Annotated in this window: 21 protein-coding genes and 2 pseudogenes; 5 read left to right on the plus strand and 18 right to left on the minus strand. The window is 48.3% G+C overall.

The annotated features are described in order from the left end of the window. Positions 1-4: 4 nt before the first annotated feature. Positions 5-538, plus strand: coding sequence for an outer membrane beta-barrel protein (locus IPJ88_08415; protein QQR91715.1), 534 nt, complete (start codon positions 5-7; stop codon positions 536-538). A 415-nt stretch (positions 539-953) separates the two neighbouring features. Here IPJ88_08415 and IPJ88_08420 read toward each other — a convergent pair. From IPJ88_08420 to IPJ88_08440, 5 genes and pseudogenes are all read right to left on the minus strand, one after another. After that, positions 954-4,068: pseudogene (locus IPJ88_08420) on the minus strand (error-prone DNA polymerase). Further along, positions 4,065-5,294 carry a hypothetical protein gene (locus tag IPJ88_08425; protein ID QQR91716.1) on the minus strand — a complete coding sequence of 410 codons (1,230 nt, stop codon included), beginning with the start codon at positions 5,292-5,294 and terminating at the stop codon, positions 4,065-4,067. Before IPJ88_08425 ends, IPJ88_08420 begins: the two are co-directional and overlap by 4 nt. A gap of 106 nt (positions 5,295-5,400) precedes the next feature. After that, positions 5,401-7,494 (minus strand): hypothetical protein, encoded by a 2,094-nt coding sequence (locus tag IPJ88_08430; GenBank protein ID QQR91717.1) that lies wholly within the window; start codon positions 7,492-7,494, stop codon positions 5,401-5,403. Positions 7,495-7,920: 426 nt separating this feature from the next. Then, the gene (locus IPJ88_08435) at positions 7,921-8,553 is read right to left on the minus strand and encodes a recombinase A (protein ID QQR91718.1); all 633 of its coding nucleotides are present in this window, start codon (positions 8,551-8,553) and stop codon (positions 7,921-7,923) included. A 165-nt stretch (positions 8,554-8,718) separates the two neighbouring features. Next, positions 8,719-9,423 carry a hypothetical protein gene (locus IPJ88_08440; GenBank protein QQR91719.1) on the minus strand — a complete coding sequence of 235 codons (705 nt, stop codon included), beginning with the start codon at positions 9,421-9,423 and terminating at the stop codon, positions 8,719-8,721. Between the two features lie 218 nt (positions 9,424-9,641). On the opposite strand from IPJ88_08440, the gene IPJ88_08445 reads away from it, so the two are divergent. Together IPJ88_08445 and IPJ88_08450 are read left to right on the plus strand one after the other, a co-directional pair. Next, positions 9,642-10,118 carry a 1-acyl-sn-glycerol-3-phosphate acyltransferase gene (locus tag IPJ88_08445; protein QQR91720.1) on the plus strand — a complete coding sequence of 159 codons (477 nt, stop codon included), beginning with the start codon at positions 9,642-9,644 and terminating at the stop codon, positions 10,116-10,118. Positions 10,119-10,302: 184 nt separating this feature from the next. After that, positions 10,303-11,175, plus strand: coding sequence for a CDP-alcohol phosphatidyltransferase family protein (locus tag IPJ88_08450; protein ID QQR91721.1), 873 nt, complete (start codon positions 10,303-10,305; stop codon positions 11,173-11,175). 10 nt (positions 11,176-11,185) lie between these two features. Here IPJ88_08450 and IPJ88_08455 read toward each other — a convergent pair whose 3' ends face one another. From IPJ88_08455 to IPJ88_08470, 4 genes are all read right to left on the minus strand, one after another. Further along, positions 11,186-11,860, minus strand: a complete 675-nt coding sequence (locus IPJ88_08455; GenBank protein ID QQR91722.1) for a hypothetical protein — start codon at positions 11,858-11,860, stop codon at positions 11,186-11,188. A gap of 132 nt (positions 11,861-11,992) precedes the next feature. Continuing rightward, positions 11,993-12,796, minus strand: a complete 804-nt coding sequence (locus tag IPJ88_08460; protein QQR91723.1) for an inositol monophosphatase — start codon at positions 12,794-12,796, stop codon at positions 11,993-11,995. Positions 12,797-12,869: 73 nt separating this feature from the next. Continuing rightward, positions 12,870-14,300 (minus strand): hypothetical protein, encoded by a 1,431-nt coding sequence (locus IPJ88_08465; protein ID QQR91724.1) that lies wholly within the window; start codon positions 14,298-14,300, stop codon positions 12,870-12,872. A 242-nt stretch (positions 14,301-14,542) separates the two neighbouring features. Continuing rightward, positions 14,543-15,172, minus strand: coding sequence for a hypothetical protein (locus IPJ88_08470; protein QQR91725.1), 630 nt, complete (start codon positions 15,170-15,172; stop codon positions 14,543-14,545). 342 nt (positions 15,173-15,514) lie between these two features. Here IPJ88_08470 and IPJ88_08475 point away from each other — a divergent pair, with 342 nt between their 5' ends. Further along, the gene (locus tag IPJ88_08475; protein ID QQR91726.1) at positions 15,515-17,794 is read left to right on the plus strand and encodes a beta-propeller domain-containing protein; all 2,280 of its coding nucleotides are present in this window, start codon (positions 15,515-15,517) and stop codon (positions 17,792-17,794) included. Positions 17,795-17,858: 64 nt separating this feature from the next. Here IPJ88_08475 and IPJ88_08480 read toward each other — a convergent pair whose 3' ends face one another. The 4 genes from IPJ88_08480 to IPJ88_08495 are packed head-to-tail and all read right to left on the minus strand — an operon-like array spanning position 17,859 to position 20,540. After that, positions 17,859-19,106, minus strand: a complete 1,248-nt coding sequence (locus IPJ88_08480) for an MBL fold metallo-hydrolase (GenBank protein QQR91727.1) — start codon at positions 19,104-19,106, stop codon at positions 17,859-17,861. Continuing rightward, the gene (locus IPJ88_08485) at positions 19,106-19,894 is read right to left on the minus strand and encodes an SDR family NAD(P)-dependent oxidoreductase (protein QQR91728.1); all 789 of its coding nucleotides are present in this window, start codon (positions 19,892-19,894) and stop codon (positions 19,106-19,108) included. The genes IPJ88_08480 and IPJ88_08485 overlap by 1 nt, the downstream gene beginning before the upstream one ends. Positions 19,895-19,954: 60 nt before the next feature. Then, positions 19,955-20,419: a DUF3501 family protein gene (locus tag IPJ88_08490; GenBank protein ID QQR91729.1), complete on the minus strand. Its 465-nt coding sequence runs from the start codon at positions 20,417-20,419 to the stop codon at positions 19,955-19,957. Next, positions 20,340-20,540 carry a DUF3501 family protein gene (locus IPJ88_08495; GenBank protein QQR91730.1) on the minus strand — a complete coding sequence of 67 codons (201 nt, stop codon included), beginning with the start codon at positions 20,538-20,540 and terminating at the stop codon, positions 20,340-20,342. Before IPJ88_08495 ends, IPJ88_08490 begins: the two co-directional genes overlap by 80 nt. A gap of 296 nt (positions 20,541-20,836) precedes the next feature. Here IPJ88_08495 and IPJ88_08500 point away from each other — a divergent pair, with 296 nt between their 5' ends. Continuing rightward, positions 20,837-21,061: a hypothetical protein gene (locus IPJ88_08500; GenBank protein QQR91731.1), complete on the plus strand. Its 225-nt coding sequence runs from the start codon at positions 20,837-20,839 to the stop codon at positions 21,059-21,061. Between the two features lie 206 nt (positions 21,062-21,267). On the opposite strand, the gene IPJ88_08505 is transcribed toward IPJ88_08500, so the two are convergent. The 5 genes and pseudogenes from IPJ88_08505 to IPJ88_08525 all read right to left on the minus strand — a co-directional run bounded on the left by IPJ88_08505 (position 21,268) and on the right by IPJ88_08525 (position 25,807). Then, positions 21,268-22,584, minus strand: coding sequence for a 4Fe-4S dicluster domain-containing protein (locus IPJ88_08505; GenBank protein ID QQR91732.1), 1,317 nt, complete (start codon positions 22,582-22,584; stop codon positions 21,268-21,270). Between the two features lie 150 nt (positions 22,585-22,734). Further along, positions 22,735-23,154, minus strand: coding sequence for a rubrerythrin (locus tag IPJ88_08510; GenBank protein ID QQR91733.1), 420 nt, complete (start codon positions 23,152-23,154; stop codon positions 22,735-22,737). Between the two features lie 193 nt (positions 23,155-23,347). Then, positions 23,348-24,115 (minus strand): ATP-binding cassette domain-containing protein, encoded by a 768-nt coding sequence (locus IPJ88_08515; protein ID QQR91734.1) that lies wholly within the window; start codon positions 24,113-24,115, stop codon positions 23,348-23,350. Next, the gene (locus IPJ88_08520) at positions 24,112-24,888 is read right to left on the minus strand and encodes an ABC transporter permease (protein QQR91735.1); all 777 of its coding nucleotides are present in this window, start codon (positions 24,886-24,888) and stop codon (positions 24,112-24,114) included. Before IPJ88_08520 ends, IPJ88_08515 begins: the two co-directional genes overlap by 4 nt. A gap of 125 nt (positions 24,889-25,013) precedes the next feature. After that, positions 25,014-25,807 (minus strand): annotated as a pseudogene (locus tag IPJ88_08525) (PhzF family phenazine biosynthesis protein). Positions 25,808-25,912 lie beyond the last annotated feature (105 nt).

Below are 25,912 nucleotides of genomic sequence, written 5' to 3' on the forward strand. Positions count from 1 at the left end.
AAAGATGATGCGAAAAATAAGCTTTCAGTTCTTGGTATTGGCGGTGTTTGTTGCGGCGTTTGCGCCTTTTCCGGCAAGCGCTAATTTTGAATGGCGCCGTGATAAATTTGTAGCAGGTGCTGGTTTTGGTTTTACCTCGGGACCGAGCTCTCTGTCGTTGAACGGTGAACTGAGCTATTTCTTTACGGATAACCTCAGCATTACACCGCGCTTTTCCCTGGGACTCGACAATGATTTTACCTTGTTTCTTATCATGGCCGACCTTCGTTATACCTTTGATATACGTGATCATACCCTGCAAAATCTAAAACCCTTTGTTGGCTTTGGTGCGGGTATATCCTTTATCAATGTTGACTATGGTAACCGAGGCGATGATTCCGATGCAGCCTTTACTTTTGAGATTCCCTTTGGTTTCGACTACTACTTTGATGATCGCTTTGCGTTAGGCACACAGATGGAGATGGTTATTCCCATTGATCTTTTCAATGACAACTTCATCTTTCAATGGCTAGTCATCACCGGCCGCTACGCTTTTTAGAAAATACTGCTTAGCAGCTGCATGGAGCAGAAGGGCTGCGCTGGAGCCTTCAAGACCATTAGCTGCGTGTGCATTAGAGCGCATTTTTCCCCGTCACATCTTCGTGCGCCACATGCAGACGCTCCTGCGCAGCCCTTCTACTCCATGCTCGCAAGACTGATTGCCTTGTCCTAACAAGTTAGCTCGTGATGGCGAGGGCTTTGTGATTTGTGGTTGTAAACCCGGGTGGATTTCTCATTGATATTAGTGTGTCATATAGAATAATGCTTGGCAGTGGCAGGCTCCCAAGGTGGGTTCTGCGGATGAGCGTCTGCACGTGGCGCATACATGTACACATCGGGAGAATTCAAGCTCTAGGCCTTCCGCAGCTAGTTGTCTTGAAGGGTCAGGAGCAGAACCCCCCTTGGGAGCCTATCTAGGCTAGATGGGGCATTTGTTTTTTAGTGGAAGTCGTGGCTTTGGATGTTTTGGGGGAGAGGTTGAGGTCGAGTTTGGGAAGCCAGAGCTTTTTTACGACGAGATGAATGCTGCCTTGTTGTTTTTGGAGCATGCCGCTCGCCCCAATAAAAGCTTGTGTCTTTGCAATCTGTTTGTATTGCTCAAACACTCTTTGCCAGAGCACAAGGTTTACAAAGCCTGTTTCATCTTCAAGTGTCATGAAGACTACGCCTCCTGCGGTGCTAGGCCGTTGCCTGCAGATTACCAATCCAGCATAGTCCAAATAACTGCCGTCGTGTGCTTGTTTGAGTTTTTCCGCATCAGGTAGTCCGACGTTTTTTAGTTGGGAGCGCAAGGCCTCAAGTGGGTGTCCTCGTGTACTATGACAGCTGCGTTCGTAGTCCCATAGAATATGTTCGAGTTGATTTAGCTTAGTAAAGCTGACATCTTCTCCTTCTTGGCTTGATAAGTTCAGCGAGTCGTGTCGTTCTTGGATCTTTTTGCGAACTTGCCATAAAAGCTCTCGTCGTTGTGAGTTGAAGGTATCGAGGGCGCCAGCTTCTACAAGTTTGCTCAGTTCTTCTTCGTTGTAGAGTGAACGTTGAATGAAGTCATCTAGGTCAATGAAGTCCGCTTTTCCCCGTTTGCTTAGCATGTGCTTCAGGTGCTCGGAGTTGACCCCTTTGATGTAACGCAAGCCCATGCGTACTGCCATGTTGCTATTGTAAACTTCGAGAGTGCAGTCCCACTGACTACGCGCAACGCAAATGGGTAGCATCCCTACCTTATGGCGTTTAGCGTCATCCACAATACTGGCAGGTGAGTAAAAGCCGAGCGGTTGGGCGTTCAGAAGCGCTGCGCAAAATACTTCCGGGTAGTGGCAGCGCAGCCAGGCGCTTGCATAGGCGATCAAAGCAAAGCTTGCTGCATGGCTTTCAGGAAAACCATATTCACCAAAGCCTCGAATCTGTTCAAACACTCGTTCGGCAAACTCTGCAGCAATGCCTTTTTTCTTCATGCGTTCGACTAAGCGCTCACGATGGTGCTCGATTTGGCCTCGTTTGCGCCAGGCGGCCATATCACGACGAAGTTGGTCTGCCTCGCCCGGACTGTAATCTGCAGCGACCATGGCAAGTTTCATCACTTGCTCTTGAAACAAAGGCACACCAAGTGTCTTCTGTAGAACCGGTTTGAGTGATTCATGAGGATAACTTACTTCTTCTTCACCGTTACGGCGCCTTAGATAAGGATGAACCATCCCGCCTGTAATGGGGCCAGGGCGTACAATGCTTATTTCAACGACTAAGTCATAAAAGTTTTGAGGTCGCAAACGAGGCAACATGGACATTTGAGCACGACTCTCAATTTGAAAGACCCCAAGCGTGTCGCCCGTTTGCATCATCTGAAAGGTTTTCTGATCTTGATCGGGAATAGTGCCTAATGTGAGCTTTTTTTCATAATGAGCATTCAAAAGATCAAAAGCCATGTGCAAGTGGGTCAATGCACCCAAGCCAAGCAAATCAACTTTAAACAAACCAAGAGCTTCAACAGAATCTTTATCCCATTGAATCACTGTGCGTTCTTCCATGCTGGCATTTTCGATGGGCACGATGGTTGCGATAGCTTCATGTCCAAGGATAAATCCTCCAGGATGAATGGAAAGATGCCGAGGAAGATTTAGTATTTCTTTTGAAAGTTGAATAAGCAAAGAGACTGCTTTGCTGTTCATGTCTAAGCCTGTAGTGCTGCAAGCTTCTTCAAAAGAACTGTCATAGTGGCTTAGCATTTTCGAGACACGGTTAAGTGTTTGCTCTGGAAACCCTAATGCTTTGCCCACATCACGAAATGCTGATTTGGGGCGGTAACGAATCAGATTGGCTACCATAGCTGCACGGTCTCGACCGTACTTTTGGTAAACATGTTGGATGACCTCTTCACGACGTTGGTGCTCGATGTCCAAGTCAATATCGGGAGGTTCTGCGCGTTCTTTTGAAATAAATCGCTCAAAGAGTAAATCCATGCGCACAGGGTCAATTGCAGTGATGCCAAGGCAGTAGCAGACAATGGAGTTGGCGGCTGATCCGCGTCCTTGGCAGAGAATATTTTGCGAGCGGCAGTACTGTACGATTTCCCACATGCTGAGAAAGTAACCGCAATAATCAAGTTCGATGATGATGCGAAGTTCTTTTTCAATTTGCGATAAGACGGCATTAGGAACATTCTTATCGTAAAGTTCGGAGGCGCCTTTAAAGCAAAGTTCTTTTAAGTAATCAGCAGAGCTCTTTCCTGTCGGCAGTTTTTTAGATGGATAACGGTAGCGACTTCACTGAGCGAAAATGACATTGGGATGCGAGCTCTAAGCTGCGTCTTAGTGCATAGGACTGATCGATGAAAAGCTTAGAAAAAGCAGCGGGTGAGTGTAGGCTGTGTTCTGCATTGGGACGGAGTTGATTGCCGGCATGCTTCAGGCGAATGCCAAGGCGAATGCAAGTTAGAATATCTTGTAAGGCTTTACGCTGTTTGCTGTGATAGAGGACTTCATTGCTGGCTACGCTGGGTAGTGCATAAGCTTCTGCTCTGTCTCGCAGTAGCCGTTCAAGTTTGATTTCATGATCGTTGCAATGCCGTGCTAATAAAAGATAAAGATCTTCGTCAAAGGCTTGTTTAAGTGCTGCTGCAATCTCATTGGGAGCTTGATTTTTTGCAAGTGAACTGTTTTTTCCGCCCCACAATGCAATGATTCCTGGAGCATGTTCGTATACCTCGGGCCAAGAGACTTTGGAGGAGCCCTTGATACAGCGTCTTCGCCCTAGAGTAATAAGACGGCACAAGTTGGCGTAGCCTTGCCGGTTTTTACAAAGCAAAACGATGCTTGATCCATCATCGACGCTTATTTCAGAACCGATGATAAGATGGATGCCTAGGGTTTTAGCCTTTTGATGCGCTTCTACCACCCCATAGACGCCATCGCGATCGCACAAGGCTAGGTGCTTGAGTCCTAGCGCATGCGCCGTGCTGATGAGCTCCTCGGGGCTGCTGGCGCCTTCCAAAAAAGAAAAATGGCTTTTGCACCAAAGCGGAGCGTAGTTCATTGCAGCTCTCCCTGCAAAAACCAAGAGCGGCGTAAATGGTCATAAAAAAACCACTGCCAATGGCCTACGGAGTTACAGATGAAATAGTAATCGCGCTTTATGCCAGTTCCCCACCATCCTCCATGTAAGCGATAGGGTCCGTAGTTCTTAACGGCGCCAAGCGTTGCGATGTTAAATTCCTGTGCTTCTGGATAGAAACGACGCAGCATTTGCTTGCTTGTCGTTGCGGTAGGTTTTGCAGATTTAAGTGTATCTAAGGGCTTCCAGAAAAAACGCGCTTCAGGAAGGTGGGTGTTTTGAAGGGTAGCGAAGCTTAGGCTATGCGCTCCAAACTGTGTTCGAATGCGCGCTAAGGCTCGGTTAGCCGCATCAAGATCACGCCTTGGTTTTTGTTCAAAAAGATTGGATTGTGTGAAATACAAACGCGTTCCATGAGCGCTGAGGCGAATGTCAGTGACTTTGTCAGGAAGGTTAATGCTTTGAAGCTTGAGATAGATAAGTTGCAAAAACTGTTCTTGATCCAGACAGGGCCGTGCTGGACGTACCCTATGGCGAATATGTTGTTGGTTCTCGCAGTGAAATTCCAAGTCCAACGCCTCGATGCCTTCTTGTTTAGTGCGAGCTTCATTAAGCAAAGAAAATAGTGCGCCTTTGATGACAAATAAAAGTCGCTCACTGTTGTCATCTGCTTCTAGAAGTTCGGTGCGTGCTTCTAAAGTTTCGGAAAGAAAGGCCGCTTGCAAAGGTAAGTTTAAATGGCCTGTAGCCCAGTCATGGAGTTTACATGCATGACGGCTAAAACGTAGACCAAGGCTTTCTCTCGGTAAGGCAATAAATGCTGAAAGTGTATCAACGCCAAGCTTGTTAAGAAGCCGTAACTCCTTTTCAGAGAAGGCAAGGCAGTTAAGTTTTACCTTTCTTAAGTAATTTTGCTCTTCTTCAGCGTTTTCAAAATAACGCATCTGACCGTTTAAGCTTTTACAAATTGCATACGATGCAAAACGACTGAAGCCTACTGCAAGACTGCAAGACTTAAAGTGTTGATGCACCTGTTCAGCCCAAGACCGGGTACTTTGGTAGATTGCTTCAAGTCCTTGTGCATTGAGCCAAAAGATTTGCCTCTCGTGTGCATGCGCTTCAACCTCCGGACTAAAGTGCTGCAAAAGCAACAGCGCATTTGCTTTACGTTCTGCTAAATAGATACAGGCCAACTGCTCAGTCTTCATGGCACTGAACAAAGTATCAGTTATTTGTCTATAAGAGTATAGTTTTCAAATGGTTGATATTATGTGTTTTTTTATTTTTATAGTTTAAAACGGCAGGATACTCGATTCAGCCACCGACCTTATCAAGGTAGAGCTCGATCGCTTGGATAATAGAGGTCTGATCACTAGAACGTGTGCCTTGTTTAACAAATTTCGCCAGAATTTCTATAAAAGTTCCCTGATCGGTAACCCAGTAACGGTAGTAGATGCGTACTGCGCCGTCTCTAGAGTTTATTTTGAGTTGATACCATCCGAGGCCCTGCGGGCTTCGAAAGAACTGTCCTTCAATTTCTCCCCGAGAGAGCCGAAGAATGAAGTTGTCAACCTTGTCTTGCGCTTGAGTGTAGCGACTCAGGTTGTTGGCTTGTTTTTCTACCACGCCATTGATCCTGCCTATGGCAGAGGAGAGATAGCGGTCAGAAAAACCTGGTACGGGAGAAAAAATGACCTCATCGACATTTTTCAGAGGTCTGCCTCGTCCCATGGCATGAGCGACCTCGATCTTGCCAAAAAGAATGTCACCGAGTTTCGTTCGGGCAGCATTTTGAATCTCATCAAAAGTAATGCTTTCATCAATCCAGCCCATATTTTTTGCGTAGTGCAGTACTTCTGCGGAGGATTGCGCTACATCATAGGCTGCAAAAAGCACATCGACGATCGTAAGGACAGCAGTCAGATCTCTGTTCAGGCGGAGCCGACTTGCTTCGGTGGGCGGAACCAAACTGTGCTCTAAGCCAACGTAGGCTAAGGTTTGCGCGAGATTCGCAAGGTGGGCAAGCTTGAAATACTGATACACACCAACGCCGGTCGCAACAAGGCAAGTGCCTACCGCTACGAAACTTGTTGGTCCCAAAGCAAGGCTTACGCCAAGGCAAGCAAGGGTGGTGGCTATGGCCACTCCGGGTACCGCAAACTCTTGTGCCTTGGCTTGTGCAAGTAAAGTATCGTGAATTCCTTGAAAGCCAATGGGTTGACCGCTTTCATCATAGCCACCGTACATGGCCATCAGGCCGCTTTGCTCCATCACCAAGGCATATTCCCAGTCTTCAGTCTCTTCATTTTGCCCGCTCATGATAGCCGCGGCTTGAGCGTTGTTTGCTTTGAGAATAGGGATCACCTTATCAAGTGCATGCATGAACCATTGGATGCGCACTTGCTGTGGTTGTTCTAAGTAATTGTCTTGTTCAGTCGCAATCTCTGCCCAGCGCCCAAGAGGCAACGCCACCTCTTGGAGCACTGTGTTTCCGAAACTTTGAACAGGCACTTCTTGAGTGATGTGAATGCGAAGGTGCGAATACATGCCTTGTGCTTCAATTTCATCATCAAGCAAGGTGTGGTAAACTGCAAGCATCGTGGCTGCGAGTTGGCTTGCATGCACGTATTTTCCGCCAAGGTCTTTAGTGAGTTTGATGTCATCGGCCATGCCGGAAGCAAGCTCTCTAAGCCACCAAGATGTTTCTTGAAGATGATCCAAGGTGCTCAGCGCTATTTTACCGCGTTTGGCGTTGATGTCTTGTAGTTTAGGGAGCAGTGAGGTGTACAGTTCGGTGCAGCGCTGAAGAAGGGCTGAACTCAAATCGACGGTGCTTGAATCGTTTTGAAAAGCAGCTACGCATTCTTCGAGTTTGGCTGCTGTGCGTTTTTCTTTTTCAACGCTTTTGGCAATGGATCCGATAAACTCATCTTGGGCTTGAAGATTGGTGTACTGCTTGCTCATTTGTCCGGCAACACTTTGAAAATAGCTTGTGATGCCCTTGAAATTGGCATAAGCGATATCGCTCTCGAGCTTAGCAATGGCTTTTTGTTCTTGCTCGAGCAGTGGTAAAGCAAAAAACTCGGCTACCAAGCGTTTGTAGTTTTCTGTGTTTTTTGTTGCGGCGAAGGGCCAGCCCTGAGGTGTTGCTGCTTCGGTCACCGGGTGCATGGTTTCGGGGCTTAGGTTTTGCTCTTTGCTTACTTGGTTTCTTTGATAAAGCAGAGTGCTATCTTCGTCACTAATGCACTGATGCGTTAGCTGATCACAGATGGAGACTGGGCCTTGATCAGCAGCACTGATCCCATCGCAATCAGCCGGGATGTCGCAACCGCTATACGTTTGATTTGAACCATCGGTGCCAAGATCATCACTGGGGGATACAAGGCATGGTAAAACAGAACACACTCAGCGTTGTGTAAAGCGAGATGGTTACTAGTCGTGCAAATGGAGATTGCATATTCTGTTCTTTTGCAAGGTTTGTGCCAACCAGCTTTCTCCAATGAAACTCACATTCATCAATGCGTCATGCATGCCTTGGGCTCGCAGTGGCAAAGAAAGCGGGCACTTTTGACCCAGGTTTGATCCGGATAAAAAGCAGCTCATTTTAAGTGACATAACTGCTTGGGGTTGCGGACTTTTGTTGTCGTGACATTTTTTGAAGCTATATGTGCTCCTGAAGCAAAATCGACACAGCTGTGAATTGAGAACAACACTAGTATTTCACTGCTCCTGGGTGATCTTGGTGTGTTGGATTACGTCATAGGCGCGCCTAGGGGGAAGCTACCTAGGAGATGCAGTTAGCATTCGGTGAAATTGTCTCGGGAGCTTCGATTAAAGCAATCCTTCTGGGGCACTTAGCAAGATTTGGTGTTTGTCGCCTGGAGCATGCCGTTTGTCTTTAAGCACCTCAAGTTCGCAAAGAAAAGCATCTTCACCACAATGCAGGTACCGTGTGTGTGCACGAAGTGAAATGAGCGAACCAAGGGATGCTATATCTGGCGTTTTTTGTGTGATAAACACGACAGCAGTGGCATGTTTTTGGGCCAAAGACGCAAGCCTGCTTTGCATGGCTAAACTAAGCTCTTGGTGGCTGCCAAGGTCAAGCACCAGTAATGAAAAGGCTCCTGAGCGCAGAAGTCGTTCCGTGGCAATTCCTAAAGCTTGATGAGAAGGAAGGGCGATCACTGGTAATGCTTCCAGATCAATTCCATTGGCTTGTGTATCAGGCGGGAAAAAAATGCTGTTCTCGGTACTCAGCCAAGCGACAGGCTCATTTTTGTTTTGAGCCTGCAAGATCAAGTCAAAACACAGACTAAGCGCGCTGCTACATTCTGCTCCGCTCAGTTCAACAAGCCGGCCTTCAAGTTGCTCTAGTTTCCAATGAGAAGTTTCCTCATTAGCTTGTCGTTCAAAAAACGAAGCCTTTTTAAAATGAGCAAGGTCAAATGGAGCAGAAGAAGCCATGGCTATCATAGACAGCTTCCACGTTAAATTCTTTGAGTCAAGTAAGCGAAAATTTACTCAAAGCTTTCGAAGAAGTCCCAAACGGCGTGACCGTTATAACGGGTGGTAGAGTGTCCCAGGCCTTGGGCAACACATTGCACAAGAGGATGATCTTCAGAGCAAGTGTTAAGATCCAATGTCATCCTTGCTGATTAAAGCAGCATGGACAATAGCTGAAACAAAACCACTTGTAGGCTGAACGCCATCACCACAGTTTCGTATTCCAAAATCTGCAACCTCTATGCCGTGTGAGTCAAATTGGATGACCAGAGGAGCCTCTACGCTTTTTGAGACTTGATACCATCCTTCTTGAGTATCCCATTCCCAAGACGTACTCGAGTTTGATTGACTGTTTAGCGTATATGAAGGATTGGCTGCAGCTGTTTGGATATCAACACTATAGTTGGTGTCGATTGTTTTTGTCTTACGCGCTTTGTTACCTAAGTAATAAACGATTTGTTCGAAATGACGCGTTCCATGAAACGACCATTGTTCTTGATTTAGTTTTTCTAGCGAGCCGTGCAGCTCGAAGCTATCGCCATTGCCAAGCACTGTGCTGACAGAGATCTCCAAAGAGAGGTTGTCTTTTTCAATCAGTGTGGCAGCAAAACCCTTTCTCCCCATACCATTTGTATAGTTGCCGCTTATCGACAGAGATGAGTCTTCAGTCACAATCGTATCGCTAAGGATATAGTCTGAGAAGAATATACTGTTGGGGCATGAGCTAGTTTCGGCCTCACTATTTTGCTGTTCTTGGGTTAGTGACGCATCATCTTGGACTGAAACGCTGCAGGCACCGATGAAGAATAATCCTAGGAAAAAAAGTCGCATCGATGAGCAATTTAGCATGCAAATTGAACTAAGTAATCCTATTATTCATTCAATGAATTCAATCTATTACAAGCTGAGTTCGTTTTGGGTTTCTTGGGTTTTGCTTTTTTTACGTTGAGTGTCTTGGGGTGTTTTATTTCATGAGATTTCTTGCGCGGTGGATACTTTGGTTGTTTGGGTGGAAACAAGTAGGTGAGCCCCCTAAGCTTGATAAGTTTGTGATAATTGCGGCACCGCACACCAGTAACTGGGATTTTGTGTGGATGATGCTGTTTGTGTTTAGCGCGGGTATTCGTATTCGTTTCTTTAATGAAAAAGAACTGTTTGTTGGACCGATGGGATGGGTCTTTCGAAAGATGGGTGGCGTGGAGGTGGACCGGAAGCGTCCTGAAAATCTCGTGTCTGATCTTGCACGACGTTTCAAAACAGAAAAAAGTTTAATGTTGGCGATACCTCCGGAAGGCAGTCGCGAACGCAAGAGCTATTGGAAATCTGGCTTCTATCGTATCGCCTGTGAAGCGAAGGTTCCGATTGTACTTTGTGCCTTTAACCTATCAGCTGAAAAGGGGTATCTTTGGTCCGCTCCTGGAGCCAAGCGGCGTTCTTGCGCAGGATATGGATGTCATAAGGGACTTTTATCAAGCGAAGGTGGCGAAGTATCCCGATCGCTTTACGCCGCCGCGTCTGCGCGATGAAGAATCAAAAGATTCTGTAAAAGCATAAGCAATTCATCATTTTTTGCCTCTTTGAAGGGCTTGCTCTTCGCTTGAGGTTGCGGTGATTGCTCGTGGGTTGCTAGCATGCCGGGCATCCGGTTTTTATGACTTCGGCAACTTCTCATTCCAGTGATCCAGTGCTCAAACTCCCCCACTTTCTGAGTTGAAAAAAGATCCGGTTGTCGAAGATCCCGTCAATCTCTACATGCATAGGCCGCTGGCTTATGCGTTTGTTAAGAGCATCTTTCATACCTCGATGACGCCCAACCAAGTCACCGTGCTTGCTATCATAGTAGGCGTGAGCGCAGGGATGTGCTGGCTGTATGGCAGCTCTGTTGCCATGGTGCTTGGTGGGGTGCTGCTTTGGGCCTCGGCTATTCTCGATGGCGCCGATGGTATTTTAGCGCGCGCAAAAAAGCTGGACTCTCCTTTTGGTCGCGCGCTTGATGGTGCCGCCGACGGCATTGTCGCAATATTTACGGTGCTTCCAGGTTTTGCGCACATTTATATTCAAGATCATAGCAAGTGGTGGATGCTTGTGCTCGCGGTGCCAGCCATACTTTCCGCACTTATGCATCTGTATACTTATGACTTTTATAAAGAGTCTTTTCTCTTTTTTACTCGCCCCGGTAACAACAAAGACGGTCAAAACCTGCCTGACGTTGAAAAACGTGTCGAAAAAATCGAAGAAGAAGGCGGCCCAATATTGACCCGCTGGGCGATGCGCTATGCCTTGCTTGGCATGATGCAAAGCCAGCATCGTATCATCGAGCTTTTTAATCCCGCAGCCATTCGTGAGGGTAAAGCGTTTGAGCGCACGGAGAGTACAGCCGCACGTTATCGAGAAATAAACGCTTTGCCTATGCGTTTATGGACGGTGGTCTCTTTAGCTCCGCACAGTTACATCATGGCCATTTGCGGTATGTTTGATCGCTTGGATATTTATCTCTGGATTCGCCTGGTCTTTATGAACATGGTCTATGCGATAGCTGCGGTCGTGCAACGTCGCGCAACCTTGAAAACATTGCAGGACTGATGCGACACCTTTAGAGCACGTCCCCTTGGGTTGCCGGACAAGCGAATAGAACATTGATCCGCCGGTTAATTTCGTTGGTAAATTCTACATCCTCGTCGGCACCTGTCGTTACTAGACCTGGAACGTTTCCACGAATTGCAGTGCACACCATGGAACGTAAATACAAGCTCAGATGCTCATCTATATCGTTTACTTGGCAAGACGAGGTTAGCTGGTCCCAATCTTTCAATGCTGTTTGAAATGCCAGGTAGCACATATCGTCGCTTGTCTCATTTTTAGACAGGCACTCTTCGTATTGTTTGGCGCTTTTGCGCGGAGGAGCAAAACGGCAGTCCAAAACCTGACGTACGAGTGATGCCTGAGACCCATTATCGCTTTTTTCGTACAACAGGGTTGGATCCAAGAGCACAGTGTCTTCATGGCACCAGTTTTGATCGACGGAGCAGGCAATTTCAGTAGCTAATGCGCCGTAGTTGATTCCGTTTCCGCCCAGTAGCAAGGTATGAGCACACTCATCGATCGTTGTTCGATAACTTGTTATGTCCGGCTGAGCGAGCGAAGGCGTATCGCATGTGAGGAAAGGATCTTCCGCTGTTTGCATGTCTGCGGAGTTTTGAAGGTCTGAGGGGCTGCTCATGGAACAGGCCACCGAATAAAGAGCCAACAGGCTAATAATGCGTTTCATATGAGGGTAAGCAGCAAGAGTTGTGCCAAAAATATACCAGTAATTTCAGTAAGAGATCCGTTTCAAGCTGGGGATTGAAGCACCCTTAGGCTCCTTGCTACCAAGATAAGTGGGGACTGCGAGGTATATGACTTAGTGTGTATCGGATTTTCGAGCTTGTGTGAGTAGATTCAGGGATAAGGGATGCAGTGTAGGATTGCTTGCTAAGAGTCTGCTGCTTTTAAGCGATGCCGTGTGTCCTTCGTAGTCGGTGACGATGCCGCCTGCTTCTTTAACTAGCAATAAACCGGCAGCAAAATCCCAGGGCTTTAATTTTTGTTCCCAGTACAAATCAAAGGTGCCATCTGCAGTAAATGCGAGATCAAGCGCTGCTGAGCCGCAGCGCCGCATGCCCTGTCCTGTTTTCAAAAAAGCAGCAAACTCTTTGAGGTTATCCTCACTGCTTTCACGTCGATCGTAAGGAAAACCTGTAGCGCACAAAGCTTCGCTAAGCTCGGTGCATTTTGAAACAGCGCAAGCCTGCTCGTTTCGATAGCTACCCTTATCTTTTTGAGCGCTCCAGGTGATGCCCAGGGCGGGTGCATGAACAACTCCCACAACAGGGTCTCCCTTGTAGCAAAGGGCAATTGAGATGCAAAAGAAAGGATGACCGTGGGCAAAGTTCGTTGTGCCATCAATGGGATCAATAACCCAGGCTGCGCCACTGATGTCACCTTTTTCAACTTCCTCGCCGAGGATTTCGATGCTGGGAAACTCTTTTCTTAATGCATCGCTAATGAAGCGTTCGGCCTTTAGATCGTATTCGGTCACCAAATCAGTCGGGCCCTTTTTTTCAATATGGGCATGGTGGCGGAAGCCCTCTAGGACCAAGGCCCCAGCTTGTTTGGCCGTTTCAATGGCAACGGTTAAAGCGCGTGTTTCAGAATGGCTTGTCATCCAGCAGGCATCTAGCGAATGCCTGCTGGATTGGCAAGTCGATCTCTTTAAAAACCAGGGCTGCTTACCTTATCTATGGATAGGTGCAGGCGCTTCCAGTCCAGGTGCCGCCCATAACCTCGGTGCAGCGGCTGGGTTCATCAAAGATGTAGTTGTAGACCTTTAGCTCATCGATGATGAAGGTAGCCGAATCCTTTCCAAAGACCATGTCTTGAAGGGTGTGGGCTGAGAAGATCACTTCACTGTCTGGGTTAGTGAAAGTAGCCGCTAATACACCGTCAACATAGATCAGCAACGGTCCACCTTCTCCGGGATTCGTTGACGTTCCTTCGTAGTGATAAAGCACATGGTGCCATTGACCTGCGGTGAAGCTAAAGGTTTGGCAATCTGAATAGACGTCATCGCCATCGCAACAGGTAGTAATCGCAGTTCCGCTTGCGCCGTGGTACGATTCACATCCGCCGCTGTTGGTACTGGAGGTGTTGTGAACGCGATAGTCAATAAGATCGGCTCCGTTGACGATGCTGTCTTCGTAGACCCATAGGCCAATCGTGTATTGATCGGATGTGCCAAAGAGAAGATCGGTGTCGTAAATCGTTGCAGCCACTGATCCTGTTCCTGCAAACTGCATACCCATGCTAGAAACGCCCGTGACGTAGTTAACCGTGGTGGCGTCCATATCGTATGCACTACCGTAACCACCTTCGTTAACCGCGGTGCTGTTATCGAAGCTGTAGTAGAGCATGGGCTCAGGAGCAGGGAGCGTGCAGCCACCGCCGCCGCCATCCCAGGTTCCCCCGATGAGCTGGGTGCACTGCTCTTCGTCGGTGTAAACCCGGTTGTGTATTTCAAGCTCATCAACGTAGTAGTTGGTTGTGGCTCCGCCAATGGTGAGGTCGTTCTGAGTTCCCGCAAAAACCAATGCCCCGTCAATATTTGGAATGCTTGTTTGCAAGATTCCATCCATGTAGATTTCGATATCCGCGCCGTCGCCATAGGTTGTTGATGTCCCGGCGTAGCGTAGGATCAGATGGTGCCAGGCTCCTTCAGGCATGAATGTGCTGCTAACGCTTGAACAGTCGCTCAGGACCTTGGTGCCGCTGCCATCGACGCCACTGCAACACGTGGTTAGGCTGGCGCTCGCGCCATGGTAGCTTTCACATCCGGCAGTCGAGGAGCGGAAGTCGATCAGGAATTTGCCTGGGTTTGTGCCAGTGATGACTTGATCTTCGCGGAACCAAAGCGCAATGGTGTAAGCCTCAGCCCGGCTCATCACATCGCTCGTGTTGGCTAAATCAACTTTGCTATCTGTTTCGTTGGGATCCATTTTCAGGGCTTGCCCCTTCATGCCGCCCACATAGCTTACGGTTGTTTCAGTGCCATCGTAGTTGCTTGGATTGTCAACGTTGCTTTGATTGCTCGCATCGCCGTCGAAAGGATAATAAAGGACTAGACCGGTCGAAACCGTCCAGTTGTACTCCACGAAAGTCTCGACGTTACCCAAAACATCGCTAGCACGTACTGCAAAAGTGTGTGCACCGTCACTCAGGCTGTCGTAGCTGAATGGTGAAGTGCATGCTGCAGGGGTTGCGCTATCGAGGGAGCATTCAAAAGTCGCATTGACATCGTCCGCACTGAACTCAAAACTTCCATCCCGCCATAGGTCAACGGAGGCAGGATGAGCGCTAATTGTCGTAGTGGGTGGTGTGACGTCTATGGTCCAAGCATAAGAAGCTGGGCTTGGATCTATATTGCCTGCGGCATCGATGGCGGTGATCTCGATGGTGTACGCGCCACTGCCTGAAAGATTGATGTTTCGTGGTGAAGCGCAAGGAAGCTGTTGATCGAGCAGGTGAAGGTTGCGCTCGCGTCATCGGAGCTAAACTCGAAATGAGCGATCTGCTGATTGCTTGGATTCGAAGGTGATGCCGTAATCGTGGTTTCAGGTGCGGCGGTATCGACCGTCCAAGAGTACTCTGCTGGTGTGGCCTCGACGTTATCTGAACTGTCAGTGGCCTTTATTTTTAAGGTATGAGCACCATCACTAAGTCCACTTAGCTCAAGCGGGCTTGTGCACGCGCTAAAGGCGGCATCGTCAAGCGAACACTCAAAACTTACGTTGCTTTCATTTGCGGAAAACTCAAAGCTTGCGCTCGTTTCATTTGTAATGCTGTTCGGCTTGGAGCTGATGGTTGTTACAGGTGCTGTTGTATCCATCGTTGCAATGGCATCAGCGCTCGCATCATTCAATAGGTCCGAGTCAGTTGTGCCAGCATCAAAATTCGGATCGATGCCTCCATTGCCCCCGCTCGAACCACAAGCTTGTGTTAGAAAAATCAATGTGCATACAACAAGACTTGTTCTAAAAAACGACATGCATCCCCCTCCAAAAAAAGAAGCTACCAACCACAGCCACCCAGTATAACAGTAAGTTCGTTGTAGTTGTAAAATTCCTGCTGTAAGAAAATGAAGGGGGATGTCTGCTGCATGCTTGTCCGAGCATGCTCGCGTGAGTCGAGCTGACCTACGGGTCGCAACTTTATAAATCTGGCACAGTTTGGCACGGCGGTCCCACTCGATAGGGCATGAATTCACTATTCTTTTTAGCTATACCGGGTGGCACAGATTTCGCACAAAGCGCATAGTAGATAAGGCGTTTATCGCTTGTCGAGCGGGTGCTGGCGCTGGTGTCGCACGAGCTTGTATGGAGGCGGGTTTATGTATCGAAGAATAGTTGTGGCCTTGATGACCGTGGGAATGTTGGCTTGCGGGACGTCGAAAGAGCCTGTTGGGGCCAGCAAAGCAAAACTAAGTCAGTTTAACAGCTGTGATGACTTACTCGGCCATTTGCAAAAGGTGGCTATCACCGACATGGAAAAGACACTGGACCAGTATCTGGACTATGAAAACGGTATTTATGCTCGGGGTTATGCAACGGCCGATGTGGGCGTTGCTGAAGGTGCGGCAAATGATGCGGTCGCGCCAAGTGCGCCGTCTGCATCGGCTAGCGAGGCCAGTCCAGATTTTTCAAAGACCAATACGCAGGAGCGTGATGTCGATGAAGCCGATATTGTAAAAACCGATGGGCATTTTGTGTACGTGCTTTCCGGGGGCTTTTTGACAGTGATCAAGAGTTTGCATGATGCCGATGCTCTTTCAGAAATTTCACGTGTTGCGATCGAGGGTAGTCCGATTGAAATGTTTGTGGCCGGACTTGACGCTAGCCGAAGCGATGCTGAGGCACCAAGTAAAGCGATTGTGTTTAGCACTGTGTATGGTGACGGTGTTCCAGAGCCTTTAAAACGTGAGCAAAGCACCGACAGCAATGGTGGTGTAGCTATGCCAGCAACGGACTGTGCTGCTCCTGAAGGAGGTTTTGGTGGCTGCGGCTATTACGGAACGCCGGCTACGAAGATTACCGTGATCGATCTTAGCGTGCGCGCGGAACCTGTTGTACAAATTGAACTGTTCACAGAAGCAAGCTATTTGACAAGCCGCATGGTCAAGCAAACTGCTCATGCTGTACTCTCGGCCTACATTAGTGGCCCGGCTTTGCAATTGTGGCCTGAACTTGAAGTGGATCTCTATGCCGACGGTGAGATTAGCAACTATGAACGACGTCTGCTTCGCGAAGAGATTGCACGTCTCAAAGAAGCGAATCGAAAAGTCATTCTTGAAGCAACTTTGGAGGATTGGTTGCCAAAGGCCTATCGCATTACACACAATGGCGATTCAGAGACTACCGAAGAAGGTTTGATTGCAGCTTGCGATTCCTTTTCGCATCCTGCAGTGCTCGACGGTCGCGGCGTGATTGATGTGGTGAGTCTTGCTCTGAGTGAGAATGATACTGCAATCAATCACAATGCCATCATTAGTCACGGTGGCGTGGTGTATGCTTCAACGGATGCTTTGTATCTTGCTACCCATCCTTGGTATTCAAACTGGGATTGGTGGGGCTGGGGATCAGGCGATTGGACCAAAGAGCAAAGCTTGCTTCACAAGTTCGATATCAAGACGGACCCAAACAAAGCGAGCTATGTCGCTAGCGGTGTGGTCGATGGGCATGTTTTGAACCAGTTTTCGATGGACGAGGAAGATGGCTATTTGCGTATTGCAACGACCACGAGTCCACGCTGGAGCATGGACGGCTTAGAGAGTGAAAGTGCGAACCATCTGTTTGTCCTTCATGAGGATGCTACGAAAAACGAGCTAAGCCAGATTAGCGAAGTACGAGGCATGGCTCCCGGTGAGCAGATTTATTCTGCGCGCTTCGAGGGGAATCTCGGTTTTATCGTGACCTATCGGCAAATCGATCCGCTCTTTGTGTTCGACTTGAGCGATCCGACGGCCCCAGTCAATAAAGCCGAGCTTAAGATCCCTGGCTTTTCCTCTTATATGCATCCCTTGTTTGCTGAGGACGGAACGCTTACGCATCTACTCACGATTGGCCAAGGTCTGGCAGCGGACTTGCCTTTGCCTATTTGCGGCAAGACAAAACTTGGCGAGCTCGAAGAATCGCGTCCAGAAGGTCTTGCCCTGAACTTGTTTGATGTGAGCGACATTCAAAACCCCTGTCTGATTCATAGTGAATACGTGGGTGGCTATTCTGAAGCTGCTTACAATCACAAAGCTTTCAGCTACTTCGCGCAGTATGGTTTGTTGGCGATTCCTGTAAGCCAATGGGGCGTATGGGGTGATTCAGGTTATTGGGAACAGTCTTTCAATGGTTTGAAAGTCTATCGTGTGAACACCGAAGAAGGTATTTCGCATCTTGCGGATATTGACCATACGGCTTTTTACGAGGGCTCAAATCAAGACTATTGGAACTACAGCTGGTGGACGCAAGTAGAGCGCTCGCTCACCATTGACGATCAACTGTACTCCATCAGTGGCCGCGCTGTGGTCGCGACAGCGATTGCAGACCTTGGCACTGAGCCTTTAGAGCCTACGTCGCATGTGCTTCTGCCAGATCCTGAGCCTGTGTATTGGTGGTACTAACGCTTTTTAATCTCCTCCTTTTAAAAAGCGCAAGCTCTGCTCTAGTTGCTACTAGGGCAGGGCTTCAGGCTATGTAGCGTGTGGGAGTCTTTGGGTTGTTGCTAGTCGGTATGTTGTCAGTGACGCGAAGTTTGCCTTTCGTAAGGAGGTATTCAACATGAGCACCGGCTTCCTCGATGGCCAGTAAACGTCCGTAATGCTCGCTCTGTCCAAAAAGAGCCTGGCTGATTTCATCGATTGTTTTGCTTTCAGAGCAAATTTCTAAGACTTGTGCTAGGCGTTTGTTGTGAAAGGCGCGAATTTCATCGATGCGTTTACTCAAGTCCAAAATTGGAGCTTCATGCCCGCCAAGGGCAAGACGAACGCCCTCGAGTTTTTGAACCTTATCGAGAGAAGCAAAGTAATGATCCAGTCCTGCATATTCAGTGATGCTTTGCGGAAACTGATGCGGCGTAATGCGGTCTAAAATATGATCGCTTGTAAGCAAAATGTCGCCCACTTGCAGGCAAATAAGTCCCGGGCAGTGTCCAGGCACATGAATCACTCCGAAGTCGCTTGCAATTGCATCGCCATCACAAAGCGAGACATCGACACGCTGTGAATCAAACCATTGTTTAGAGGCTTCGTACATGGAGAGCAATTCAATACGTCTTGCATCTTCGATGCCGGATTGTATCAAATAACCATCAAGTGCCTTGATCACTTCACTGACTCGCTGCTTGAAATGTGTAATGACCCGGGCATCGAGCTTGTGAACACATATCTTTGCGTTACAGCGCTTGCTCAAATGTTGCAGACCCCCGAAATGATCGATGTGGGCATGGCTTACGACAAGGTGGCTAAGCATGTCGAAGCGAATGTCTTCGTCAAAGATTTCTCTTAGCACAGCAAAGGCTAGGTCAAGATCACGGACGGATGCTTCAGATCCGGAGCCGACGTCGAAAAGCATGCGTGTCGGCCCATCGATGATAAGCATGACGTTGTTGATAAGAGTTGGAAAACTTTCAATACGCAGTTGGTATAGTTTTGCCCCTGGTTTTGGAAAAAAACGCCTAACTCCTATGCATCCGTATTTTTGGATGTAGGCATTTTGCTGTGAAGAGTCTTGAATGGCTAACTTGAGTTGGCTCAAGCGCGCGGTAAAACCAAGTTCTGGACGTGTGCTGAGCAGTGCTTCAAGTTCGTTGATGCTTTCGGTTGGTTGCAGATGAGGGCCGTGACTTGATCGCAGTTTATCCGAGAGAAATGCTGCTTCTGCATGATAAAAAAGAGTGTCTGTCTGCTGAAGCAGACGTGAAGAGATTCGTTTCATCAATCGCTCCGTCTTTTCTTGATAAAGCGGTCATACCAAGACAAGGGCAGGATGGTAAGTAAGCGCATGGCCCAGACCATGGGCGTGGGAAACGCCACTAGAGCTTTCTTGCTTGCGATGCCCTTGATGATAATGCGGCTGGCTTGGCCTGCATCCATGACAAAAGGCATTTTGAACGTGTTGCCTTCGGTCATGGGTGTTTGGATGAAGCCAGGTCGGACCTCAGTGATAAAGACGCTGCTGCCGCGCAAATCCACTCGCAGTGATTCAAGGAAGCGACTCAAAAAAGCTTTGGACGCGCTGTAAGATGCTGCAAGTGGTAAGCCCTTGTATTGAGCTAAGCTTGAGATGCCAACGATGTGGCCTTGTTTTCGAGCAGTCATGCGGGGCAATAGTGCGACAATGCTTGCTGTCGCGCCTCGGACATTGACATCAATCGTGGCGCTCACTTTGTCCCATTGCAACTGTGCTGGCGAACAGCGCTCGCTTATTCCAGCATTTGCAATCAGTAAATCAATGCCGCCGAGTTCTTCATCGACTTGCTGGAGTATTTTTGCAACCTGTTCTGCTTTGGAGACATCAAGAGTCAATACTTTGGCTTGGCCGCCTTCCTCGTGAATCTGCTTTTGAAGTTGTTGCAGTGCTTGAAGGTTTCTAGCAGCGAGAACAACGAAGATGCCACTGCGGGCAAGATCAAGTGCGAGTGCTTTTCCGATGCCGCTTGATGCGCCGGTAATCAGGGCTTTTCGGTAAGGGAGGGTACTTGAGCGATGTGACAGATTTGGCATGAAAAATGCTTAGAAAAAGACAGTTTTGTCTTTTTTGTGGTTAAAAAGATGACATTTTTGTCATTCCTGAAGCAAGTCGTGACTGAGGGCTTTCTTGGAGTCGTCGCTTAAGATAGCAGTTTGTGCGTAGTTTGGGTGAGTGACTCGCAACGCAACCTTTGTTTCAGCAGCCGCTAATGCAGATCTGCTTTGCGGATCGAGACCAAAGCGTAAGTAGTTTACAGCAGGAAGTCTGTCGTCTTCTTCTCCATCTTGTTGTTTGAACGCTGCTTTGTAGCTCCTTTCTCCAATATCAAGATACACCGAACCAGGGAGTGTTCTAAACCGACTGAGCATCAGAGCGCGTTCATCTTTATCCTCGTATTCAATGTAGAGTGTAGCCTTTAGCTCATTCGGTCCAGGAACAAGATCGTTGTAGGTGTCAATTTCATGCCGGATGGCATCTTCATTGCGAATGTGCTCGACGCGTAGCATTTCTTGGATTTGAAAAAGCATGGTTTGTCGGTTTTCCCAAACCAAACTCATGTGATTTCCTATCAAAAAGTCTTCGGTTTTTCTTCAGCTCGATGACAGAGGAACGCATGTGCTCTCGTGCGTTTTCATAGCTTTCAAGATCCAAGATGTCAGAACGTTCGATCTTTTTCATAGTACCCTTTCAAGATAGGTCATTTTGTCGCGGCAGTACGATTTTGCAAAGCCGAAACAAACACAAAGGCTTTGATACTTACAGCGTTTTTTTTGATGTAGGATATGCACTTTTTTGATAGCGACGTTTTATGGCCAAATGGCCGAAAAATTTAAGAACGAAGGCACGTTGACTCTTTCATTTTCTTGCCTCAAGTTGTTATCTAATCAGTAGCACAACGCGTCCTTAGCTTCTTAGCGATGCCGTGTAAAATGCGCGATCGCTTGATGTACAAGTTGTAAAGCAACCTGCTTGACTTGAAAACACACGCTGATTTTGGAGGCCTTATGTGGTGGGAATGTAGCGAATGCGGCAAGCGCGTCGAGGGCAATCGGCCAGAGCGCACTTGCAATGAATGTGGTCTTGGTGGCGTATACATGCCAGTTCATGGCTTTGCTAGCCATGCTCCCGATGCTTTAGGTTTCGCGGAAAGTTGGTTTGATTCGGGCGTAGCCCACAACCAACAATGGAAGCAACCCTAACAGCGCACCGTGCTTCGTCGTCTCTGAAGGGCATTCGAAGTTACGCCGAGCTCAAGGGGAGTTACGATCGCTAAGCGATCATTTCATGCTGCTTGGAAATAACTTGGAGCTTCTCCGATGAACTCAGTTGTGCTTAGGATCCTACAGAAAGCGACGGTAGAATAAGGGCATCGATCAGGTTTTCTAGTAGACGGTTTTTCAGAATCTCAGTTGTGAGGGTCGGGCAAGCCGTAGGCGTAGTTGAGTAGTTCAACAGGATGATGGATTTTGGTGCCAAGTTCTTTTTCGAGCCGTAGTGCTGAAAGCGGGCAGTCTGTAGCAACAAAGTTTGGGCTCGCAATTTGGCCGAGCTCTCTGATGAGTTTTTGTGCGTATTGTAAGCCAAGCTCGTAGTACTGGGCTTTCATTCCCCATGTGCCGTCGACGGCAGAGCATTGCTCAACGGAAATGAACTCTGTGAGCTCGATGGCTTCAAGAACTTGCATCGCAGGGCTTCCGATTTTTTGGGCCCGCAAGTGGCAGGAGGCATGATAGGCCACGGTGCCCAGCGTGTGTTTGAACTCTTTGTTTAATGTTTTTTCACGTAAGCGCAGTCGTAAAAATTCCATAAGATCAAGCGTATGTGTTGCGACTAGGGTTGCTTCGGGACTGTGATCGAGGAGTTCGGGGTACTCCTTTTTTAGCATGTAGCTACAGGTTGGACCTGGAACGACGATCTGTACGCCTTGCTTTGCCCATGGCAAGAAAGCCTCAACGTTTTTTGTTGCCTTGGCAATTGCGGCTTTGGTATCTCCGCCGTCAAGGTTCGGCATGCCGCAGCACTGCTGCTCCAGTGGTACAACGACTTCATAACCATTGTGTTCAAGCACCTGTGTGGCTGCTATGGCAGCTGCTGTCATATTGTAACTCGCGGTGCAGGTTGCAAAAAGTGCAACGCGTTTCTCCGATGATCTTGTTACTTGTGGGCTTCGTTTTTTGTACCAAGTGAAAAAGCTTTCATTGGCAAAAGGCGGCAAATTAAACTGAGCACTGATGCCTGTGGTTTTTTCTTGGATCTTACGTAAAAGCCGGTTTTTACTTACGAGGTTAGCTACCGGTGCAGTAAGTCCACTTCCAATTTTCCCGATGGCTTGGGGTTCTCCAAGCACGGTGTCTTGAACGCTCACTCCTTCGCGTTTAGCGCGAACAGCCTTATGCCTTAGCATCAATCGCGGGAAATCGAGTTGGAACGCATGTTGATCGTCAGGCGTGTAGGGGCATTTGAAATAACAAAGTTTGCATTGATAGCACAGGTCGTTTACTGCCTTGTAATCATCTGCCGTAAAGGCTTCGATTTCGCCTTTGTTTTGATCAACATAACCGTCGACACGTTCGAAGAGTTCAGGGAACGCCGGGCAGTAGTGCACGCACATGCGACATCCATGGCATACGCTGAAAACGCGCTCGAGCTCCTGGCCAAGATCGATTGGATCCCAATAGCGTTCATCGTTTGGATTAAAAGTTGGGGATGATTTAGGTCGCATGGTAATTCTCGTTCACGGCATTTTGGTTGCAAGAACTTTTTTAGAGCTCGTCCCGGGCGGAGCTATCGCCTTTTGTCTGCGGCGGGGGGCACAGGAAGCTTGGAGCAACTTATCGCATTGCACCAAGCGTCTCTGATGTGCTTGCTTGATCTATTTCATGCTATCGAGTGCTTTTTGAAAACGCCCGGCATGTGATTTTTCCGCTTTGGCCAGTGTTTCAAACCACTCAGCAATATCATCGAAACCTTCTTCGCGTGCAGCCTTAGCCATGGATGGATACATTTCTGTGTATTCGTGGGTTTCTCCTGCTACGGCTGCCGCAAGGTTTTTTTCAGTGCTGCCTATCGGTTTGCCGGTAGCAGGATCCCCCACTTGCTTGAGAAAGTCGAGATGACCGTGAGCGTGCCCGGTTTCGCCGTCGGCTGTGTCACGAAACAAACCTGCGATGTCTGGATAGCCTTCAATGTCTGCCATCTTTGAAAAATAAAGGTAGCGGCGATTTGCTTGAGATTCTCCAGCAAACGCGTCTTTTAGATTTTGTTCAGTTTTAGAGCCTTTTAGTTGAGCCATGATTCTCCTCGTTGCTTGATGTCGGTAGGTTACCCTAAAGGACGCTAATTTTTAAGAGACCGTTATGGACCGGCGGCCCGAGTCAGCGAAGAGAGGCTTTTGCAGCAAGCTTTGCTGACTTCTTGCGAAAAAACTGAGCTAGTGTTCGTTTGAATAAGGTTCGAGCCAGTTGGCTTGTCTTCGTTTCCACGAGCTATGTTGCAGTGGTCCCTTTAATACCAGCGGCTTCAAGATAGGTACGTACCACTTCGTGCTTGCTTTCAAGCAAATCTTGTGGACTTCCACTGATTTCGATGGTGCCGTGGTGCAAAACGTTGACCCGATCGGCGATACGGAGCACGGACTCGATGTCGTGGCTAATGACAAGCGAAGTGATTTTGAAACGGTCTTGCATTTCCAAAACAAGGTCGTCGACTTTGCGTGAAGCGATGGGATCGAGCCCCGAAGTTGGCTCATCGTAGATAAGTATTTCGGGTTTCATGATAAGTGCACGAGCAATGGCGGCTCGTTTGGCCATGCCGCCTGAAATTTCCGCGGGTAGTTTATTTGCAGCATTGGCAATGTTGAGCTCTTCAAGACTGTGCATAACCATGGTGTGAATTTCTTTTTTGCCCAGCTCTTTTTTGTGTTCACGCAATGGGAAAGCGACGTTGTCGAATACGGACATGGAGTCGAACAGCGCTGACATTTGAAAAACCATGCCAAACTTGTGACGGTGTTTCATAAGAGCATGTTCGCTTAGATGCGCGATATCGGTGCCGTCAAGGACAATGCTGCCTTTATCGGGTTCTTCTAAGCGGATGACTTGCCGCATGAGTACTGATTTTCCTGAACCGGACTGGCCAATAACCATGTTGGTTTGACCGCGAAGGACATCAAAACTTAGTCCTTTGAGAATGCTTTGGCTGCCATAGGACTTTTCAAGGTCTTTGACTTGGATGGCTAGCTCGGCCGAACTCATAGACCAGCGTCTCCGGTAATAAGGCGAGTGATAAAGTAATCGAGAATGAGAACGCCTACCGCGCTGTGTACGACTGCACGTGTTGTGGCTTGCCCAACACCAGCTGCGCCACCTTTTGCGTAAAACCCGTGTCGACAAGAAATAAAGGTCAGGGCAAGTCCAAACACGCTGGCTTTAAGTAGGCCTTGCATAATGTCACGCGTGTCGACAAACCAAGTGATTTTATCGATAAACATACCGGAATCTAGAGCGAGCACGTTGACACATACAAACCAGGCACCAAAGGCGCCAACGATGTTAAAGAGCATGGTGAGAAGAGGCACCATTGTAATCTCAGCGAGCACTCTAGGGACGATGAGATACTGCACTGGGTTGACTGCCATGGTTGTAAGCGCATCAATTTGGTTAGTGACGCGCATCGAGGCAATCTCGGTGCACATGGCGCTGCCTGCGCGCGAAGAGATCATCAGTGCTGCAAAGACTGGCGCAAGCTCTCGGCTAAGAGCCAAGCCGACCACGGCGCCGGTTTGGTTTTCAGCGCCAAATTGCCGGATGCCATAGACGAACTGAATACCAAACACCATGCCAACAAACGCAGCCGTAAGTCCGACTATGAAAATGGACTGAACGCCAACAAATTCCATGGCGCTAAGGAGTTGCGAGACACGATAAGGTGGTCTTATGGCTGCCTGAACAGTTTGCCAAAACAATCGAGTGAAGATTCCAATCTCGGTTAGAACTTTTAAGGGTAATTTAGATAGATAATTTAGCATGGTCCAAAAGCAGCTTGTGGGGGACTGTAACGTCTAAAACGCAACATGAAAATGGTAGTGCGCTTAGAGATGCCTGGTCAGATCCAACCACGATTTGCTTTTACACCTTGCTTGGGAAAAGCGCTCTAAGCGAGCAAATCAATGTTCATGATAGTTACCGCATCGCCACCAAGTATCGTGCGAGGACCCTTCCATTGAACGTGCACGAAGCCACCACGTCGTGAGGCCTGATAGCCCAATAACTCTGTTTTCCCTAAGCGTTCGCACCAAAAGGTGCGAGTGTGCAATGCGACGATCCGGTGACCGGATCTTCAGGAACGCCGAATTTAGGCAAGAAAAACCGAGAGACAAAGTCGTAGGGTTTTTCCGGGAATGCTCGTGCTGTGATGACCACGCCGCGTGTCGGTAGCTGCTCGATGATATGCGTGTCAGGATCAACATTGAGCACTTCGTGTTCGGATGCCAACACGACAAGATAGTCTAGTTCGCTTTTGAGTACTTGCTGTGGCGCTACTTGCAGAGCGTCAAGCAATCCTTCGGGTGCGCCCATCGTGATGGCGGGTTTGCTTGGAAAATCCATCTCAATACGACCGTTTTTCCAAGTACAAAAAAGATCGCCGCTTTGAGTGTCGAATGCGATTTGCTGTTTATATGGGACGGTAGCTGTTTCCCAAAGAACATGGGCAGCGGCGAGGGTGGCGTGACCACAAAGCCCAATCTCTTGGTGGGGGGTGAACCAGCGCAGGCGCCAATTGTTTGGTTGTGGCCAAACAAACGCAGATTCCGAGAGGTTCATCTCAGAGGCAACGTTTTGCATCCATTGATCGTCTGGGGCCGAATCAAGCACACAGATGGCAGCAGGATTGCCGCGGAACGGTGTTTTGGTAAATGCGTCCACTTGTGTGATTCGAACGGGCACGACTTCCTCGATGGCAGCCAGCTAGGCTGTGGATAAATTATGGGCCACTTGCGCTGGTCGTCGAGCCTAGCATGCAAACCGGTGGTTGGGAGACGGGCCTTGTAA

The sequence above is a fragment of the Myxococcales bacterium genome, assembly GCA_016699535.1.
Taxonomy (GTDB): Bacteria; Myxococcota_A; Polyangia; order Polyangiales.

What these genes read in the sequence shown, in the direction of transcription:
- IPJ88_08415 (QQR91715.1), top strand. Translation starts at nt 5, where the DNA reads ATGATGCGAAAAATAAGCTTTCAGTTCTTGGTATTGGCGGTGTTTGTT.
- IPJ88_08425 (QQR91716.1), bottom strand. Translation starts at nt 5,294, where the DNA reads ATGAAGACTGAGCAGTTGGCCTGTATCTATTTAGCAGAACGTAAAGCA.
- IPJ88_08435 (QQR91718.1), bottom strand. Translation starts at nt 8,553, where the DNA reads ATGGCTTCTTCTGCTCCATTTGACCTTGCTCATTTTAAAAAGGCTTCG.
- IPJ88_08440 (QQR91719.1), bottom strand. Translation starts at nt 9,423, where the DNA reads ATGCGACTTTTTTTCCTAGGATTATTCTTCATCGGTGCCTGCAGCGTT.
- IPJ88_08455 (QQR91722.1), bottom strand. Translation starts at nt 11,860, where the DNA reads ATGAAACGCATTATTAGCCTGTTGGCTCTTTATTCGGTGGCCTGTTCC.
- IPJ88_08460 (QQR91723.1), bottom strand. Translation starts at nt 12,796, where the DNA reads ATGACAAGCCATTCTGAAACACGCGCTTTAACCGTTGCCATTGAAACG.
- IPJ88_08470 (QQR91725.1), bottom strand. Translation starts at nt 15,172, where the DNA reads ATGTCGTTTTTTAGAACAAGTCTTGTTGTATGCACATTGATTTTTCTA.
- IPJ88_08475 (QQR91726.1), top strand. Translation starts at nt 15,515, where the DNA reads ATGTATCGAAGAATAGTTGTGGCCTTGATGACCGTGGGAATGTTGGCT.
- IPJ88_08480 (QQR91727.1), bottom strand. Translation starts at nt 19,106, where the DNA reads ATGAAACGAATCTCTTCACGTCTGCTTCAGCAGACAGACACTCTTTTT.
- IPJ88_08485 (QQR91728.1), bottom strand. Translation starts at nt 19,894, where the DNA reads ATGCCAAATCTGTCACATCGCTCAAGTACCCTCCCTTACCGAAAAGCC.
- IPJ88_08490 (QQR91729.1), bottom strand. Translation starts at nt 20,419, where the DNA reads ATGAGTTTGGTTTGGGAAAACCGACAAACCATGCTTTTTCAAATCCAA.
- IPJ88_08495 (QQR91730.1), bottom strand. Translation starts at nt 20,540, where the DNA reads ATGAAAAAGATCGAACGTTCTGACATCTTGGATCTTGAAAGCTATGAA.
- IPJ88_08505 (QQR91732.1), bottom strand. Translation starts at nt 22,584, where the DNA reads ATGCGACCTAAATCATCCCCAACTTTTAATCCAAACGATGAACGCTAT.
- IPJ88_08510 (QQR91733.1), bottom strand. Translation starts at nt 23,154, where the DNA reads ATGGCTCAACTAAAAGGCTCTAAAACTGAACAAAATCTAAAAGACGCG.
- IPJ88_08515 (QQR91734.1), bottom strand. Translation starts at nt 24,115, where the DNA reads ATGAGTTCGGCCGAGCTAGCCATCCAAGTCAAAGACCTTGAAAAGTCC.
- IPJ88_08520 (QQR91735.1), bottom strand. Translation starts at nt 24,888, where the DNA reads ATGCTAAATTATCTATCTAAATTACCCTTAAAAGTTCTAACCGAGATT.